The organism is Variovorax sp. AC103, from assembly GCF_979254005.1.
Map to the genome: position 1 here is coordinate 39,519 of NZ_CEEDFC010000007.1, position 14,984 is coordinate 54,502.

The 14,984-nt window shown below is 68.6% G+C and carries 15 protein-coding genes; 8 read left to right on the forward strand and 7 right to left on the reverse strand.

Annotated elements, in window-relative coordinates; all coding sequences use genetic code 11:
- Positions 1-60 precede the first annotated feature (60 nt).
- The 5 genes from AC0IYU_RS12255 (at position 61) to AC0IYU_RS12275 (ending at position 5,038) form a co-directional block, all read left to right on the forward strand.
- The gene (locus tag AC0IYU_RS12255) at positions 61-657 is read left to right on the forward strand and encodes a phosphatase PAP2 family protein (RefSeq protein ID WP_472116961.1); all 597 of its coding nucleotides are present in this window, start codon (positions 61-63) and stop codon (positions 655-657) included.
- Positions 654-1,721, forward strand: coding sequence for a glycosyltransferase family 2 protein (locus AC0IYU_RS12260; RefSeq protein WP_472116964.1), 1,068 nt, complete (start codon positions 654-656; stop codon positions 1,719-1,721). Before AC0IYU_RS12255 ends, AC0IYU_RS12260 begins: the two co-directional genes overlap by 4 nt.
- Positions 1,718-3,301, forward strand: a complete 1,584-nt coding sequence (locus AC0IYU_RS12265) for an ArnT family glycosyltransferase (RefSeq protein WP_472116967.1) — start codon at positions 1,718-1,720, stop codon at positions 3,299-3,301. The genes AC0IYU_RS12260 and AC0IYU_RS12265 overlap by 4 nt, the downstream gene beginning before the upstream one ends.
- Complete coding sequence (locus tag AC0IYU_RS12270; RefSeq protein ID WP_472116970.1) at positions 3,294-4,169, forward strand: ChbG/HpnK family deacetylase; 876 nt, start codon at positions 3,294-3,296, stop codon at positions 4,167-4,169. Before AC0IYU_RS12265 ends, AC0IYU_RS12270 begins: the two co-directional genes overlap by 8 nt.
- Before the next feature lie 65 nt (positions 4,170-4,234).
- A complete protein-coding gene (locus AC0IYU_RS12275; RefSeq protein WP_472116972.1) occupies positions 4,235-5,038 on the forward strand; it encodes a lysostaphin resistance A-like protein in 804 nt (267 codons plus the stop codon).
- Between the two features lie 18 nt (positions 5,039-5,056).
- Here the strand turns inward: AC0IYU_RS12275 and AC0IYU_RS12280 are convergent, their stop codons facing one another.
- The 3 genes from AC0IYU_RS12280 to AC0IYU_RS12290 form a co-directional block, all read right to left on the reverse strand.
- Positions 5,057-5,665 (reverse strand): flavin reductase family protein, encoded by a 609-nt coding sequence (locus AC0IYU_RS12280; RefSeq protein WP_472116975.1) that lies wholly within the window; start codon positions 5,663-5,665, stop codon positions 5,057-5,059.
- An 18-nt stretch (positions 5,666-5,683) separates the two neighbouring features.
- Complete coding sequence (locus tag AC0IYU_RS12285; protein ID WP_435482874.1) at positions 5,684-6,157, reverse strand: hypothetical protein; 474 nt, start codon at positions 6,155-6,157, stop codon at positions 5,684-5,686.
- Between the two features lie 66 nt (positions 6,158-6,223).
- Positions 6,224-6,949, reverse strand: coding sequence for a hypothetical protein (locus tag AC0IYU_RS12290; protein ID WP_472116978.1), 726 nt, complete (start codon positions 6,947-6,949; stop codon positions 6,224-6,226).
- Between the two features lie 300 nt (positions 6,950-7,249).
- On the opposite strand from AC0IYU_RS12290, the gene AC0IYU_RS12295 reads away from it, so the two are divergent.
- Complete coding sequence (locus AC0IYU_RS12295) at positions 7,250-8,185, forward strand: class I SAM-dependent methyltransferase (protein ID WP_472116981.1); 936 nt, start codon at positions 7,250-7,252, stop codon at positions 8,183-8,185.
- 29 nt (positions 8,186-8,214) lie between these two features.
- A complete protein-coding gene (locus AC0IYU_RS12300) occupies positions 8,215-9,882 on the forward strand; it encodes a SulP family inorganic anion transporter (protein ID WP_472116983.1) in 1,668 nt (555 codons plus the stop codon).
- A gap of 22 nt (positions 9,883-9,904) precedes the next feature.
- On the opposite strand, the gene AC0IYU_RS12305 is transcribed toward AC0IYU_RS12300, so the two are convergent.
- The 3 genes from AC0IYU_RS12305 to AC0IYU_RS12315 form a co-directional block, all read right to left on the reverse strand.
- Entirely contained in the window at positions 9,905-10,747 is an 843-nt protein-coding gene (locus AC0IYU_RS12305) for a hypothetical protein (protein WP_472116986.1), read from the reverse strand.
- 133 nt (positions 10,748-10,880) lie between these two features.
- Complete coding sequence (locus AC0IYU_RS12310) at positions 10,881-12,179, reverse strand: aminotransferase class V-fold PLP-dependent enzyme (protein WP_472116989.1); 1,299 nt, start codon at positions 12,177-12,179, stop codon at positions 10,881-10,883.
- Between the two features lie 3 nt (positions 12,180-12,182).
- Complete coding sequence (locus tag AC0IYU_RS12315) at positions 12,183-13,079, reverse strand: transporter substrate-binding domain-containing protein (RefSeq protein ID WP_472116991.1); 897 nt, start codon at positions 13,077-13,079, stop codon at positions 12,183-12,185.
- 153 nt (positions 13,080-13,232) lie between these two features.
- Between AC0IYU_RS12315 and AC0IYU_RS12320 the strand changes: the two genes are divergently transcribed.
- Entirely contained in the window at positions 13,233-14,165 is a 933-nt protein-coding gene (locus AC0IYU_RS12320; protein WP_472117446.1) for a LysR family transcriptional regulator, read from the forward strand.
- Positions 14,166-14,338: 173 nt separating this feature from the next.
- Here the strand turns inward: AC0IYU_RS12320 and AC0IYU_RS12325 are convergent, their stop codons facing one another.
- Positions 14,339-14,956 carry a LexA family protein gene (locus AC0IYU_RS12325; RefSeq protein ID WP_472116994.1) on the reverse strand — a complete coding sequence of 206 codons (618 nt, stop codon included), beginning with the start codon at positions 14,954-14,956 and terminating at the stop codon, positions 14,339-14,341.
- Between the last annotated feature and the right edge of the window lie 28 nt (positions 14,957-14,984).

Consider the following 14,984-nt stretch of genomic DNA (forward strand, 5'->3'; position numbering starts at 1 on the left):
ACGCCGCACCGGGCGCCTTGGCGCGCCTCTCGTCTTCGCTCGCCTGTCCGGGGTCGCCCCATGAACGCGCTGAACATCGCACTCTTCCAATGGCTGGCCGCCGGCAGCCAGCCCACGCCGTGGGTGCTGTCCGTGGCGTCGGGCTTCGCGCTGTGGGGCGCCTGGGCGAGCGCCGGCATCGTCGCGGTGGCGCTGTGGCGCCAGCCCACCGACCGTGCCTGGCTGTTCGTCGTTGCGGCGGCGGCGGGCCTGACCTCGCTGCTGGCGCACGCCATCGGCGCGTCGCTCGACGTGCCACGGCCCTTCGTGCTGGGCCTGGCGCCGTCTTACATCGCGCACGCCGGGCGTGGCTCGCTGCCCAGCACGCATGCGTCGGTGATGTTCATGGTGGCGCTGGCCTTCATGCTGCGTCCCAGCCTGCGCAGGCTGGGCCTGCCGCTGCTGGCGCTGGCGGCGGCCACCGGGTGGGCGCGCATCTACGTGGGCGTTCATTTTCCGCTCGACATCGTGGCGGGCCTGCTGCTCGGCGGCCTGGTGGCCGGCGCGCTGCGCAGCGCGCAGTGGCTGGCACACCGCTTCCTTTCTTTTCCGACGTCGCAAGCCGGCCGCGCGCGCGACAGGAAGACCGCGGCCGCATCGTTCCGGAGGCATCCATGATTTCTTCTGCCAACGCCCGGCATGCGCACGCCGGCATCGGCGCGGGTGCACCGCCCGCGCTGTCGCGGGTGCCCATGCCCGCTTCGCGCACGGACGTGCCGCGTGCGCCGGCCGGCGACACGCGCAGCGTCTCCTGCGTGATCCCCTGCTTCAACGAGGGCGCCAACCTGCGCCACCTGCTGCCGCGGCTCGAAGACATCCTCTGTGCCACGAAACTGCGCTGGGAGATCATCGTGGTGGACGACGGCAGCACCGACGACACCGCCGACGTCGCGCGCGCATGGTGCGAGCTCTCGGGCTTTCGCTGCATCTCGCTGTCGCGCAACTTCGGCAAGGAGGCCGCGATCACGGCGGGCCTGGCGGCGGCCACCGGCGACGCCGTGGTGCTGCTCGACGGCGACCTCCAGCACTCGCCCGACCTGATCCACCAGATGATCGCGCAGTGGGTGGCCGGTGCCGAAGTGGTGTACGCCGTGCGCGAGGAGCGCAGCGACGAAAGCCGCTTCAAGCAGCTCGGCAGCAAGCTCTTCTACCGCCTGGTCAACGCGTCGGATCGCTTCGCCGTGCCCGAGGACGCCGGCGACTTCCGCCTGATGGACCGCAAGGTGGTCGACGCGCTCATGAGCCTGCCCGAGCGCAGCCGCTTCATGAAGGGCCTGTACGCCTGGGTCGGCTTTCGCGCCGTGGCCATGCCGTACACGCCCGCGCCGCGCGCGGAGGGCGTGAGCAGCTTCAACGCACGGCGCCTGGTGCGCCTGGCGCTGGACGGCCTCACCGCCTTCACCACCTGGCCGCTGCGCATGGTGAGCGTGGTCGGGCTGCTGTTCGCGCTGCCGGCCTTTGCCTACGGCATCTACGTGACCGTCGACCACCTGCTGTTCGGCAATGCGGTCTCTGGCTGGACCACCATCGTGGTGAGCCTGATGTTCTTCATCGGCGTGCAGATGATCTCCACCGGCATCGTCGGCGAGTACATCGCGCGCATCTACGAGGAGGTCAAGGGCCGGCCGCTGTACGTGGTGCGCCGAACGGACGGCGCCGGCCTGGAGACCGAGAACCCATGAGGCAACCAGGCTCGCGCTGGTGGACCGCGCGCCAGCCCCTGTGGCTCATTGCGGCGCTCTTCGCGTGGCTGCTGGCCACGGCATGGGTGCGTCCCCTGATGGCCCCCGACGAGGGCCGCTACGGCAGCATCGCGCTGGCCATGCTGCACTCGGGCGACTGGCTGGTGCCGCGGCTCGACGGCCTGCCCTTCTTCCACAAGCCGCCGCTGTTCTACTGGATCGGCGCGGCCGCGATGGCGCTGACCGGGCCGGTGGAATGGGCGGCGCGGCTGCCCTCCGTGCTGGGCGCGGGCGCGGCGGCGGCCGGGCTGTTCCTGTTCCTGCGCCGCTGGTCGACCGTGCGCGTGGCGCTGCTGTCGACCGTGGTGCTCGTGACCACCCCCTTCTTCTTCTTGGGCGCGCAGTTCGCCAACCTCGACATGCTGGTGGCGGGCTGCATCGCGTGCACGGTGCTGCTGGCGGCAGGCGCGTGCCTGGCGAAGGCGCGCGACGAGCCGTGGCGCGCGCTGCTCGCGGGCGCCTACCTGTTCGCCGCGGCCGGGTTGCTGGCCAAGGGGCTCATCGGGCTGGTGCTGCCCGCGATGGTGATCGCCATCTGGTGCGCGGCGACGCGCAGGCTCGCGGCGCTGAAGCTCGCGCTGTGGCTGCCCGGCTGGGCCGTGCTGCTGGCCGTGGCCGGCCCGTGGTTCGTGGCCATGCAGATGAAGTACCCCGGGTTCTTCGACTACTTCGTCGTCACGCAGCACTTCCGGCGCTTCGCCTCGTCGGGCTTCAACAACGAGCACGGCTTCTGGTTCTACCTGCCGGTGCTGGCCGGCCTCACGCTGCCGTGGTTCGCGTGGGTGCTGGTGCCGCGCGGCAAGGACGACGACACCCGCCCGAGGCGCTCCGACATCGACGTGCTCATGTGGATCTGGCTCGCGGTGATCGTGGTGTTCTTCTCGATGCCGCGCTCCAAGCTCGTGGGCTACGTGCTGCCGGCGCTGCCGCCGCTGGCGTACCTGATCGCGCAGCGCGTGGTCGCGGGCCGCACGCCGGAATCGCTGCTGTCCAAGGTGCGCGCCACCACGCTGGCGTCTGCGGCGCTGTGCGTGGCCTGCGTGGTCGCCGTGGCGGTGTACGCGACGCCACCGGGCGCGCACCTGCGCCTGCCGGCCGGCGCGTCGGTGGCGCCCGGCGAGCGGGTGCTGATGCTCGACAGCTACGACTACGAGATTCCGTTCTACTGGAACCTGCGCGAGCCGGTGCTGGTGTCGGACGACTGGCAGGCGGCGGCCCGCGACACCCGCGACAACTGGCGCAAGGAGATCTTCGACGCCGGCCGCTTCGAGCCGGCGCGCGCCGCCGCCACGCTGCTCGAGCGCACGCAGCTGGCTTCCACGCTCTGCGTGCCGCGCGCCACCTGGATCGTGGGCGCGAACACCGCGCACCTGGCGAACCCCTGGCTGGCTCGCGCGCGGCTGCTGGCGATCAACCATGCCCTGGCCGCGTGGCGCTTCGCGGGCAGCGCCACCAGCGACCCGCATTGCCTGGACGCCGCACCCGGCGCACCGCCCCCGGGCGCCGGCGGCGATGACTGACATGGCCGGCGTGCACCCTGCCACGGCGCGCCACATCTGCGCGTGCCTCTGCGTCTGCGCGGACGACTTCGGCCTGAGCATGGGCGTGAACGCGGCGGTCGTCGACCTGGCCGAGCGGGGCAAGATCTCCGCCACCGGCGGCATGGTGCGGCGCAGTGCCTGGCTGGCCGGTGCGAAGGCGCTGCGGCGCATCGCGCCCGCGCGGCTCGATGTCGGGCTGCACCTGGACCTTACGCGGCCGTCGCAGGCCGACGGGCCCGAGCCCGGCCTGGCCGGCCTGCTCGCGCAGACCTTCACGCGCACGGTATTCACGGCGGGGCTGAAGGCCGACATCCGCGACCAGATGACACGCTTCGAGGACGCCATGGGCCGCGCGCCAGCCTTCATCGACGGGCACCGCCACGTGCACCAGTTCCCGGTGGTGCGCGAGCTGCTGGTGGAGGAGATCGTGCGGCGCTACGCGGATTCGCCGCCCTGGCTGCGATGCACCGCACCGGGCTGGCTGCAGGGGCCCGACCGCTGGAAGGCCAGGCTCATCCACGCGCTGGGCGGCGCGCGGCTGCCCGCGCTCGCGGCACGCCACGGCATTCCCACGAGCCGGCACCTGCTGGGCGTGTACGACTTCTCGGGCGATGCCGGCGACTATGCGCGCCGGCTGGCCGAATGGCTCTCGGCCAGCGGCAGCGGCGACGTGCTCATGTGCCACCCCGCCGCCGGCATCATGCCCGGCGACCCGCACGGATCGGCGCGGCTGCACGAGTACGCAGTGCTGCGCGAGCTGGTGCTGCCGCTGCCCGGCCAACCGGGCGGCATCTGGCCGTCGCCGCTCTCGCAGCTGTTGCGCAACGGGACACTGGCGAGCCCCTGAGCCGCCCGGGCGGTCGCGTAACATCCGCGCCACCGTCCCCCTGGCGCCCACCGGCGCACCCCCTCATGCCCTCCCCGAAAAGCGCGGCCTTCCCTTCGCTCGCGCAAGCCGCCCTGCTGTTCGTGGCCCTGTTCCTCTGCGAGTTCGTCGTGGGTGCCGCGTTGCGCGACGCCAATGGCTGGCTCGGCCTGAACCTCATGCAGATCGGCGTGCTCTCGGCCGTGCTGGGCAACGGCTGCGTGTTCGCGGTGGTCATGCACTTCCAAAAGCTCACCTACCGCGAGCTCTTCCATCATTCGCCTTCATCCCCGGGCGCCATGCTGATGCTGGTGGTGCCGCCGGTGCTGCTGCTGGTGCCGGCGCTGCTGCTCGCCATCACCTCCGCGCTGCAGTTGCTGATGGCGATCGTGCCGCTGTCGCGCTGGGAGGAGTCGTTCTTCAGCCGCATGGCCGACGGCAGCGTGGCGGCCGTGTTGGCGGTGTGCGTGATGGCGCCGTTGCTGGAGGAGATGCTGTTCCGCGGCATCGTGCTGCGCGGCTTCCTGCAGCGCTATCCGCGCTGGCAGGCCATCTTCATGTCGGCGCTGCTGTTCGGCGCGGCGCACATGAACATCTACCAGTTCGTGGTCGGCTTCGTGATGGGCACCGTGCTCGCCTGGCTGTACGAGCGCACGCGCTCGCTCATTCCGTGCATTGCGCTGCACGCCACCTACAACACCACCACCTTGCTGCTGGCCGACTGGCTGGAGGCCGCATCGCCCTCGCGCCTGCTGTGGGCCGTGCTGCTGGCGTTGGCGGCGGCCGTGTGCGGCGTGGTGGTGTTGCGCGCGATGCTGGTACCGCGCGCGGCGCGGAGCAACTCGGCCTGAGCCGGGCGCCCCTGAGAACTAGGCCGTGGGCGGCAGCGCCCGCGCATCGACCGCCTCGCCGTCGACGATGAAGTGCCCGCCCGCCACATGGTGCAGCGTGCGCAGTTCGTCGTGGCCGTCGAAGTTCCAGCGCCCGTTGGCGAACACGCGCGCATCGGCCTGCGCGGCGATCACCTCGCCCAGGAACAGGTCGTAGCGATCCTGGATGTGCGGCTCCGGCAGCAGCCGGCATTCGAGCCAGGCCGCGCAGCCTTCGAGCAGCGGCGCGCCGGTGGCCGTGCCCGCGAAGGTCTCCAGGCCGTAGGCGGCGAACTTGTCGCGGCCCGAGGTCTCGACGAGCTCGCGGCCCGAGCTGCTGCCCAGCGCCTCGGTCAGGTCGAGCTGCGCGCGCGTGGGCACCTGCAGCGCGAAGGTGCCTGCGCCTTCGAGCAGCACCCGCGTCCAGGTGCTCTTGTCGAGCACCACCGCCACCTTGGGCGGCGCAAAGTCCAGCGGCATGGCCCAGGCCGCGGCCATGATGTTGCGCTGGCCGCCGTGTGCGGCGCTCACGAGCACGGTGGGGCCGTGGTTCATCAGGCGGTAGGCCTTGTCGAGCGGAACGCTCTGGCGGTGCTGCGCGTTGTTCATGCAGGAGTCAGCGCTTCGTCAACGGTAGGCATCGCACAGCGCAAGGTACTCGTCGCCCGAAATCTCCAGCGCCGTGGCGCGGCGCAGCACGCGGGCCTTGGGCTTGGGCAGGTCGGTCCTGATCTGGATCTGCCGGCTGATCGGAATGCCGACGTAGCTCTGGTTCACCCATGTGTTCTCGACGATGTTGCCCCACGGCAGCACCATGCCGTTCTCGAAGGTCAGGCCCTGGTGGCCGACCACGAACGCCGGCGTCGCGATGTTGCGCAGCGTGTTGAAGCACTTGAAGGTCAGCCACGCCGTAAGCAGCGCGAAGCAGGCCGCGATGAGGATGCCGATGTTCTTGTCCTGCGCGCGGATGCACAGCACGGCCAGCACCAGGGTCACCACGCCCCAGAGCACGGTGCCGCCGATGAGGCGCGAGCGGGAATAGAACACGGGACGGTCCTGGCGGGTCTTTTCTTGCTGTGCGGCGGAGCTGTAGATTTCCATTTGTGGTGTTCGCTGTGTGCGTCTGTTGGAGTGGTTGAAAAAAGGCTGAAGGGCGACGAAGAAGATTCAGTGCGCGGGCAGGCGCTGCATCAGGCAGGCCATGAGCACGGGTTCGTTGTCGATCTTCGAGCGATCGATCTTGCGGGTCTTGCCGCTGGCGACGATGACCAGGTGTTCGTCCACGTCCATGCCTTCCTCGTCGGACTGCGTGCGGATGGTGTCGATGCTCGACCACGCAATAAGCTGGCCCTTGTGCACCAGGCCTTCGGCCTGCAGGCCGAGCGCACCGAACTTCACCGTCTCGCCTGCGTGCAGGCGGCGCTCCACGTCGTGCGACATGGTGTCGCCGACGGCCTCTTCCACTTCGGCGAGCAGCGCGTCCGGCTGGTCCCACAGATCGAGCCGCAGGCGCAGCGTCTTGCCGTCGCGCGTGGTGAGCAGCACGTGGTTGCGGTTGTGGCGATGGCGAAAGCGCGTGACGTCCGCGAAGGCCAGCGTGCGTTCGCCGAGCTGCAGGCCGTGCTCGCCGACGGTCAGCGTTCCGGGCGTGCGCAACCACGCGAAGAAGTCGCTGCCCTTCCAGCAGATCAGGTAGATCGCCGCAGGAATGGCCAGGAACAGAACGACGATCGCGCCCTTGTAGCGAATGAAGTCCGGCGTGATCAGGTACGGAAGGATGTAGACCTTGATCGGCACCAGCATCATGGCGCAGAAGACATAGATGGCGGCCAGACCGCCGAGGACGCAATAGAACGAGTAACGAGGAAAGATTCTGGCGTGGCGAATGGGCATGTGGCGGGCCCGATGAAAGGACACGGGCGAACAAGAAACTACCCGCGCACCATACCAGCGCATTGCGTCTTTCCCGAGGCCTGGCGTGTCAGTCGAGGCCTCATTTTTCGAGTGAAAAACGAACTTCGTACGAAGGGCTTAGCCTGGAAGATTTAAGTTTGTCGCCGCATCGCAAGCGACCCGTTCTAAAGCATTCACTGCAGCTTCGAGATGCCATGGGACCTGCTTGAAACGACGCGCTGTACACACGCACGCCGGCAAAGCACACTGCGCACCCATTCCACGTTGGAGCCCGCCCCAGTGACCCCCTCGAAAGCCAGCCGCACCGCCCTAGCCACGTCCTTGATGCGCGCACTGCATTCGCGCTGCGACCCCGCCCCGCTGCTGGACGACCCATGGGGCGACCGCCTGGTGCCGGAGGCCGTGCGCGCGGCCTTTCGCGAACGGGCGATGGCACGGCACGCAGCAGCCGGCAAGGCCGAGGCCGAGACCGCCTTTTCATCCGACAGCGTGCTGGACGCCGTGTGGCGCGCGAACGCGGCGTATGCCGACGTGGTGCTGCGCTCGCGCTACACCGAAGACGCGCTCCAGGCGGCCGTGGCAAAGGGAGTGGCGCAGTACGTGATCGTCGGCGCGGGCTTCGACAGCTTCGTGTGCCGCCGGCCCGCATGGGCGCGCGCACTGGACATCTACGAAGTCGATCACCCCGACACGCAGCGCCTGAAGCGCCAGCGCCTGCAGGCGTGCGGCGTGGCCGCGTCGCCGTCGGTGCATTTCATCGAGGCGGACCTGGCCACGGAAGACCTGGGCACCGCGCTGGCCCGCTCGCGCTTCGACCCGACACAGCCGGCCTTCTTCTCGTGGCTGGGGGTCACCGTGTACCTCACGCGCGAGGCGAACCTGGCGGCGCTGCGCTCCATCGCGTCGTGCACGTCCGCTCACAGTGAACTGGTCTTCACCTACATCGACGAAGCCGCGCTCGCCCCGGGCCATGCCGGCGCGGAGGCCTTCCGCAAGCTGCGCAGCGATGTGTCGGCCGCGGGAGAGTCCTTCCTGTCGGGCTTCGATCCCGCGGCGTTGCAGGCATTGCTGCTCGACACCGGCCTGCGGCTGAAGGAAGATCTGGACGGGCACCAGGGCATTGCGCGCTACGACCCCGCGGGGCTCAACGGCCTGCGGTCCGCGGGGGCTGCGCACATGGCGCATGCCGTCAGCTTCCGGTCCGCCGGCGCCTGATAGCTTGCGGCGGCAACACCCACTCCTTCATGACTGCAGCCACGCCGCCCGCCACGCCCATCCCGCCAATCCCGCCAATCCCGCCGAGAAGCACCGCCTCCCGCCGCCCCGGTCTCGCCGACCTCGTGGCGGGCGTGTCCATCGCGGGCCTGCTGCTGCCCGAGGCCGTGGCGTACGCCAGCATCGCGGGCCTGCCGCCGCAGGCCGGCGTGATCGCGCTGTTCGCGGGCCTGCTGGTCTACGGCCTCTTCGGCAGCAGCCGCTTCGCGATCGTCTCGGCCACCTCGTCGTCGGCCGCGGTGCTGTTCGCGGCCACGATGTCGGTCACGGGCGTGGATGCCGCCACGCGGCTCGCGATGGGCGCGGGCATCGTGCTGCTGGCGGGCCTGTTCTTCGTCGTCGCGGGTGTCGCGAAGCTCGGCGCGGTTTCCAGCCTCATCGCGAAGCCGGTGCTGCGCGGCTTCGCGCTCGGGCTGGCGTTGACCATCGTGGTGAAGCAATTGCCCAAGGTGCTGGCGGTGCAGCCGGCGCACAGCGACTTCTTCCGGCTCGCCGGCGGGCTGCTGGGCGAGTGGCGGCACTGGAACCTGGCCGGCGCGGCCATGGCGCTGGTCGCGCTCGCCTTGCTGCGGGGTCTCGCGCGCTGGCGCGCGGTGCCGGCCGCGCTGCTGGTGATCGCGGGCGGCATCGCGCTCGACGTGAGCGGGCTGTGCCAGGCCTGGGGCGTGGCGGCGGTGGGAACCATCTCGCTGGACTTCTCGCACCCGCGCGTGCCCGTGCTCGACCGCGCGCAGTGGCAGAACCTGGGCGGCCTGGCCTTCGCGATGGCGCTGATCCTGTACGCCGAGTCGTACGGGTCGATCCGCACCTTCGCGCTGCGCCACGGCGACAACGTGTCGGCCAACCGCGACCTGCTGGCGCTGGGCGGCGCCAACCTGCTCTCGGCGCTGTTCCAGGGCATGCCGGTGGGCGCGGGTTATTCGGCCACCTCGGCCAACGAGTCGGCCGGGGCGCAGAGCCGCGCGGCGGGCATCGTCGCGGGGCTGGTGGTGCTGGTGGCGGTGCTCACGCTGCTGCCGTGGATCGCGCACACGCCCGAGCCGCTGCTGGCCGCCATCGTGATCCATGCGGTGAGCCACACGCTGAACCCGGCCGCGCTGCGGCCCTACTTCCAGTGGCGGCGCGACCGGCTGGTGGCACTCGTGGCGGTGGCCGCCGTGCTGCTGCTGGGCGTGCTCGACGGGCTGCTGGCCGCCATCGGCGTGAGCCTGTTGCTGTTGCTGCGCGGCTTCTCGCGCACCACGGTGAGCTGGCTCGGCCGGCTGGGCCAGAGCCACGACTACGTCGACACGGCCCGCCACCCCGAGGCCGTGGTGCCGCCGCACACGCTGATCGCGCGGCCCGAGGTGCCGCTGTTCTTCGGCAATGCGGATGCGGTGTTCGCGTCGATCCGTGCGCGCGTCGATGCGATGCCGGGCCTGCAGCGCATGGTGCTGAGCCTGGAGGAGTCGCCCGACCTCGACGCCACCAGCATCGAGGCGCTGTGCGACTTCGCGGCCTACGTGCGCGTGCGCGGCGCGCGCCTGTCGCTGGCGCGTGTGAAAGACGACGTGCGGGACCTGCTGGCCAAGGTGAATTCGCCCGACCTGCATGCGGACGTGTATGCGCCGTGGAGCGTGGACGACGCGGTGCAGTGAGCGAGAACGCCCGGTTCGGCCCTTACCAGATCTTCCACCACGGCTTCGGCTTGGCGTCGCCCTTTGTCTCGTGCGCGCCATGCGGCCTGAAAGCCCGCCGGACGGAAGCCGCAATGGCGGCCGTATCGAAAGAAACGGATGCAGGCGCATGCGTCATCGCGATGGACGGCACGGACGCGCGGGTGAAATCGGGTCGAGCCACGTTCGGCATCGGCATCGGCATCGGCATCGGCATCGGCATCGGCACAGCATCGACAGGGGCTTCAGGTGCGGTGACGAAGCCCCCGAGGAGCGCTGCGGAGTTGCGCCGTCGAACCGCATGGTCCAGCACGACCCCCGACATGAACTCCTTGTACGTATACGGTGCCTGGTCCCTTTCATAGAACGACAGCAACCTGACGGCCTCGAATGCTGCTTCGCCACCTTCAAAGGCTTTCACGAAAGTAAGCGCCTCTTCCTCTGGATCGTTGAGCAGAAAAACTTCCGTAGGGTCCATGGCGAGATATGGCAGCGAGAGCCCGCGCAACGCATCGACGGCGGCTTGCCAATAGTCCTCGACCCGCGACCGGTCTCCGACGAATGCATCAAGCAACGCGCGGGCCGCGACCAGGTTGCGCACCGCGTTCTCGACGGGTACGCATGGCAGAAGAATCTGTTGGTGCACGACGCCGGCCCCATGCCTGAAGGTCAGGGTTGCGGGAATCAGGTCCTCCCTGCGAAAGCAGAAGAACCAGATCGCCGGGATCTGATTGGCACCTTCGGCCACTGCCGCATAAGGCGATCCGTCACGCGCAGATGCCTCATGCAGGTGGATGCGATCGCAGACAGGGACGGAGGTGTTGAACAGGTATGCGCGGTTGGCCATGTCCAAGAATGCCACACCGCCCTTCGCCAGCACCGCGCTCGACAGCGCAAGAAGGCTACGGGCGCTTCGGCGGTCTTGCGGCCGCGGGCGCCTTCATGGAGCTACGCTGGATGACCGTGCGGACAACACCGCGCTACTGCCCCTGCTGAGCCGCGATCTCCTGCGTGATGCGCAGGAACTTCTCCATGTCCGCCACCGAGTTGCAATGCAGCGGCGACACCCGCACGGTGCCCGCCAGGCCGAAGGATTCGAGCATGCGCTTCGAATACAGGCTGGTGGCCACGCGCTCGTACACCGTCACACCGCGCTTGCCGTATTCCACGACGGCCTGCGTGCAGTCGATGTGGTCGAAGCCGATGCCCAGGATCAGGTCGCGCCGGGTCAGGTCTTCGTGGTCGAGGAACACCTCGACGCCGCGCATCTCGCGCATGCCGGTCGCATTGGCGTTGCCGTCGAGCAGCACGGCGAGCAGCGCGCGCTCGTGCAGCTCGATGTGGGTGATGCCCGCGACGAACAGGGTGCGGCGGTCGGTGGCATCCGTGAAGTGACCACCCAGCCAGCACACGTAGTCGACGATTTCGGTCAGCACCGCGAACTGCCACGGCGCCGAGCTGCCCAGGTCCCAGTAGTCGGGCTTCTTGGCGGCCAGCTTGTGGTGCGGCAGCACGGCCGCGCGCTCGGACATCCATGACAAGCCCGAGCCCCGGCAGCCGAAGAACTTGTAGGGCGCGATGTTGACGCCGTCCACCGGCGTCTTCTGCAGGTCGATGAGGCCGTGCGGCGCATGCTGCACAGCGTCCACCACGATGTACAGGTCGGGCTTGATGGCGCGCGCGCGGCGCACGATCTCCTCCATGTCGAGCTTGGCACCGGAGATGTTCGACGCGTAGATCACGTTGAGCAGGCAGGTGTCCTTGTCGACCAGCCGCACGATCTCTTCCACGTCGACGCCGCCGGTGACGGGGTTGCTCTGCGCCACGCGCAGCTCGCGGCCCAGGCGCTGGGCATAGAGGCTCATCGCGTCGAAGGCCGAGGGATGCTCGAGCACGGTGGTGACCATGTTCGTGCCCGGCACGTTCTCGGCAATGGCGCGCACCATGTCGAACATCGCGCCAGAGGCGGTGAGCGAGGCGTACACGCTGCCGCCCTTCGCATTCAGGATGGTGCGCAGGTCGTCGCTGCCCCGGGCCTGGATGTCCTGCAGCTCGACGGCCGTGGCGTGGATGCGCTCGGCGTTGTCGGGAATGGCGTCGACCTGCGCGAAGCGCTCGACCGCCGCCTTCAGGCGGAACGATCCGCCGGCGTTGTCGAAGTACAGGCGCTCGCGGCCGTGGTGGTCATGGTCCACGCCGAGAAAGCGCTGCTGCACCTCGCGCATCAGCGCATCGGAAAAGGCCAGGCCATGGGGGTGTTGTGCGTGCGGGGAAGCCATCGTTCAGACGCCCTTGTTGTTGGGGTTCTTGTAGATCTCGCGCACCGCGTCGGACATGGGGAAGTTCAGGTTCGCGTTCTTCGGCGGAATCGGCGAGAGGAACCACTTGGTGTACAGCTGCTCGATGGCGCCCGACTTCATGAGGCCGGTGACGGTCTCGTCCACCAGCGCCTTGAACTGCGGGTCGTCCTTGCGCAGCATGATGCCGTAGGGCTCCTGGCGCAGCGACTCCTTCAGCAGCTTGTATTCGCCGGGGTTGGTGGCACTGGCGACCATGCCGGCGAGCTGCACGTCGTCGAGCACGTAGGCGTCGGCGCGGCCGGTGGACAGCAGCAGGAAGCCGTCGGAGGTGTCCTTGCCGGCGATCTCGTTGACTTCGATGGTGCCGTTCTTGCGCGCGCCGCGCAGCAGCTGGATCGAGGTGCTGCCCGAGACAGTGGCCACGTTCTTGCCGTTCAGGTCGGCCAGCGAATTGATGCCCGAGGCCTTCTTCACCGCGGCGGTGATGTTGGTCACGAAGTGGCTGGGCGCGAAGTCGACCTGCGCCTGGCGCTGGGTGGTGTTGGTGGTGGTGGCGCAGTCGAGGTCGACCGTGCCGTTCTGCAGCAGCGGAATGCGGTTGGTCGAGTTGAGCATGGTGTAGCGCACCTCGAGTTTCGGCAGGCCGAGCTTGGCCTTCACCGCGTCGACGATCTTCAGGCAGATGTCGTTGGTGAAGCCGATGGGCGCGCTGTCGGCGCTGAGCTTGTACGAGAACGGAATCTGGCTGTCACGCGCGCCGATCTGGATCGTGCCGCTCTCCTTGATCTTCTGCAGCGTGCCGCCGTCCTGGGCGCTGGCCGCCCCGCAGGCGAAGACCAGGCCGAAACAGAGCGCGAGGGGAAGTTTCTTGAAGGTCATCGGGGGTTCCTTGAAGGGTCGAAGAGAGTGGACGGAGGGTGGATGAGGGTGGCTTGGCCGCATCTTCTGCCTCTGGATGAATTTCCAAAAGCGATTTTTTGTGATCGAATCACATGACTAAAAGCGTTCTTTCAGCCGGAGTGCCGCACCGTGATGACTTTCAAGCAACTCGAAGCCCTCTACTGGATCGGCCAGTTGGGCGGCTTTGCGCAGGCGGCGAACCAGCTGCACACCTCGCAGTCCGCGGTGTCCAAGCGGGTGCACGAGCTGGAGCTGCTGTTCGACACCGCGCTGTTCGACCGCAGCCAGCGCACCGCGCGGCTCACCGAGAAGGGCGAGGAGATGTTCGTGCTCGCGCAGAAGCTGCTGGCGCAGCGCGACGCCGCGGTCGAGCAGTTCGGCAAGCCCGGCGTGGTGGAGCGGCGCATCCGCATCGGCGTGACCGAGCTCACCGCCATGACCTGGCTGCCGCGGCTGGTGGGGCTGATCCAGCAGCACTACCCCAAGGTGATCCTGGAGCCCGACGTGGACGACAGCCTGCAGCTGCGCGACAAGCTGCTGGCCGACGAGCTCGACCTGGTCATCGTGCCTGACACCTTCGCCGAGTCGCGCCTGCCGCACACGGTCATCGGGCAGGTGCGCAGCGCGTGGATGTGCAAGCCCGGCGTGGTGCCTGCGGCGTCGGCCAGCGGCAGCGTTCGGCTGCACGAGCTGGCGCGCCACCGCATGCTGGTGCAGGGCAACAACTCGGGCACCGGGCGTGCCTACGACGCGTGGATGAAGGAGCAAGGCGTGCAGCCGGCCAACGTGATCGTGGTGAGCAACCTGGTGGCGCTCACCGGGCTCACGGTGTCGGGCCTGGGCGTGAGCTACCTGCCGCGCGAATGCCTGTCGCCGATGGTCGATGCGGGCATGCTCGCGGTGATCGAGGTGACGCCTGCCCTGCCCGTGGTGCGGTACGTGGCCATGCACAAGGGCGAGCACCGCAGCGCGCTGACCTCGTCCATCGTGATGCTGGCGCAGGAATGCTGCGACTTCACGCGGATGTTCCAGGCGCAGGGGGAAGAAGAGGCTTCGCCGGGCTGAACGTCAGGAGGAAGTCTCGCCGCCCGTGCAGGCGTGGCCCGCCACCCCCGCAGGCGGCCCGATTCTGTGAACCCGAGGTGACAGACCCATGACGGCCTGCCGCCGGATCGCGGACACCGATAGCAAATTCATCGGCCCGCAGGCAAATCTATCTGGAAATAAATGAAAAGCGCCTACCGAAAGCGCTTGGTGAACTCGCGCACCACGCCGATCACGGTGGCGTTGCCGAGCAGCTTGATGGGATAGCGCGTGTTGAGCGGCTTGAGATAGAGGTCGCCGCCGTCACGGATGAGCTGCTTGAAGGTGGTTTCGTTCGTGTCGTTCATGGCGATCACGTAGTCGCCCGGCAAGGCTGCCATCTCGGGCTCGACGATGACCAGCGAGCCATCGGGAAACGAGTCGCCGGTCTCGCTCACCATGCTGTCGCCGTGCACGCGCAGCGCATAGGTGTGGCGCTTGATCGGCACCGTGACGGGCACGGTTTCGAACCGGCCCTTGGGCTTGAAGTTGTCAATGACGGTGTAGTTGCCCGCCTCGACTTCGGACACCAGCGGCACCTCAGCGCGCATGTCGAAGCCCGGGCTGATGTTGGTGCCGCCGGAGACCAGCTCGGCCAGCGAGACACCCAACAGCTCGGCGACGCGCGGCTGGTTGCTTCGCTTCGGTGCGGTTCCGCCGGCCTTTTCCCATTGTTGTACGGCACCACGGCTCACTCCGACGGCGTCAGCAAACTGTTGCTCGCTCATCCCGAGACGTTTTCGACCTTCGCGAATAAGTTGATGAATGCTCACAGCCAAGAGGCTATGCCCTCATCGAGAT

Coding starts and splice junctions, on each gene's coding strand:
- AC0IYU_RS12300 (WP_472116983.1), top strand. CDS start 8,215: ATGACTGCAGCCACGCCGCCCGCCACGCCCATCCCGCCAATCCCGCCA.
- AC0IYU_RS12285 (WP_435482874.1), bottom strand. CDS start 6,157: ATGGAAATCTACAGCTCCGCCGCACAGCAAGAAAAGACCCGCCAGGAC.
- AC0IYU_RS12275 (WP_472116972.1), top strand. CDS start 4,235: ATGCCCTCCCCGAAAAGCGCGGCCTTCCCTTCGCTCGCGCAAGCCGCC.
- AC0IYU_RS12320 (WP_472117446.1), top strand. CDS start 13,233: ATGACTTTCAAGCAACTCGAAGCCCTCTACTGGATCGGCCAGTTGGGC.
- AC0IYU_RS12315 (WP_472116991.1), bottom strand. CDS start 13,079: ATGACCTTCAAGAAACTTCCCCTCGCGCTCTGTTTCGGCCTGGTCTTC.
- AC0IYU_RS12280 (WP_472116975.1), bottom strand. CDS start 5,665: ATGAACAACGCGCAGCACCGCCAGAGCGTTCCGCTCGACAAGGCCTAC.
- AC0IYU_RS12310 (WP_472116989.1), bottom strand. CDS start 12,179: ATGGCTTCCCCGCACGCACAACACCCCCATGGCCTGGCCTTTTCCGAT.
- AC0IYU_RS12260 (WP_472116964.1), top strand. CDS start 654: ATGATTTCTTCTGCCAACGCCCGGCATGCGCACGCCGGCATCGGCGCG.
- AC0IYU_RS12270 (WP_472116970.1), top strand. CDS start 3,294: ATGACTGACATGGCCGGCGTGCACCCTGCCACGGCGCGCCACATCTGC.
- AC0IYU_RS12265 (WP_472116967.1), top strand. CDS start 1,718: ATGAGGCAACCAGGCTCGCGCTGGTGGACCGCGCGCCAGCCCCTGTGG.
- AC0IYU_RS12290 (WP_472116978.1), bottom strand. CDS start 6,949: ATGCCCATTCGCCACGCCAGAATCTTTCCTCGTTACTCGTTCTATTGC.
- AC0IYU_RS12255 (WP_472116961.1), top strand. CDS start 61: ATGAACGCGCTGAACATCGCACTCTTCCAATGGCTGGCCGCCGGCAGC.
- AC0IYU_RS12305 (WP_472116986.1), bottom strand. CDS start 10,747: ATGGCCAACCGCGCATACCTGTTCAACACCTCCGTCCCTGTCTGCGAT.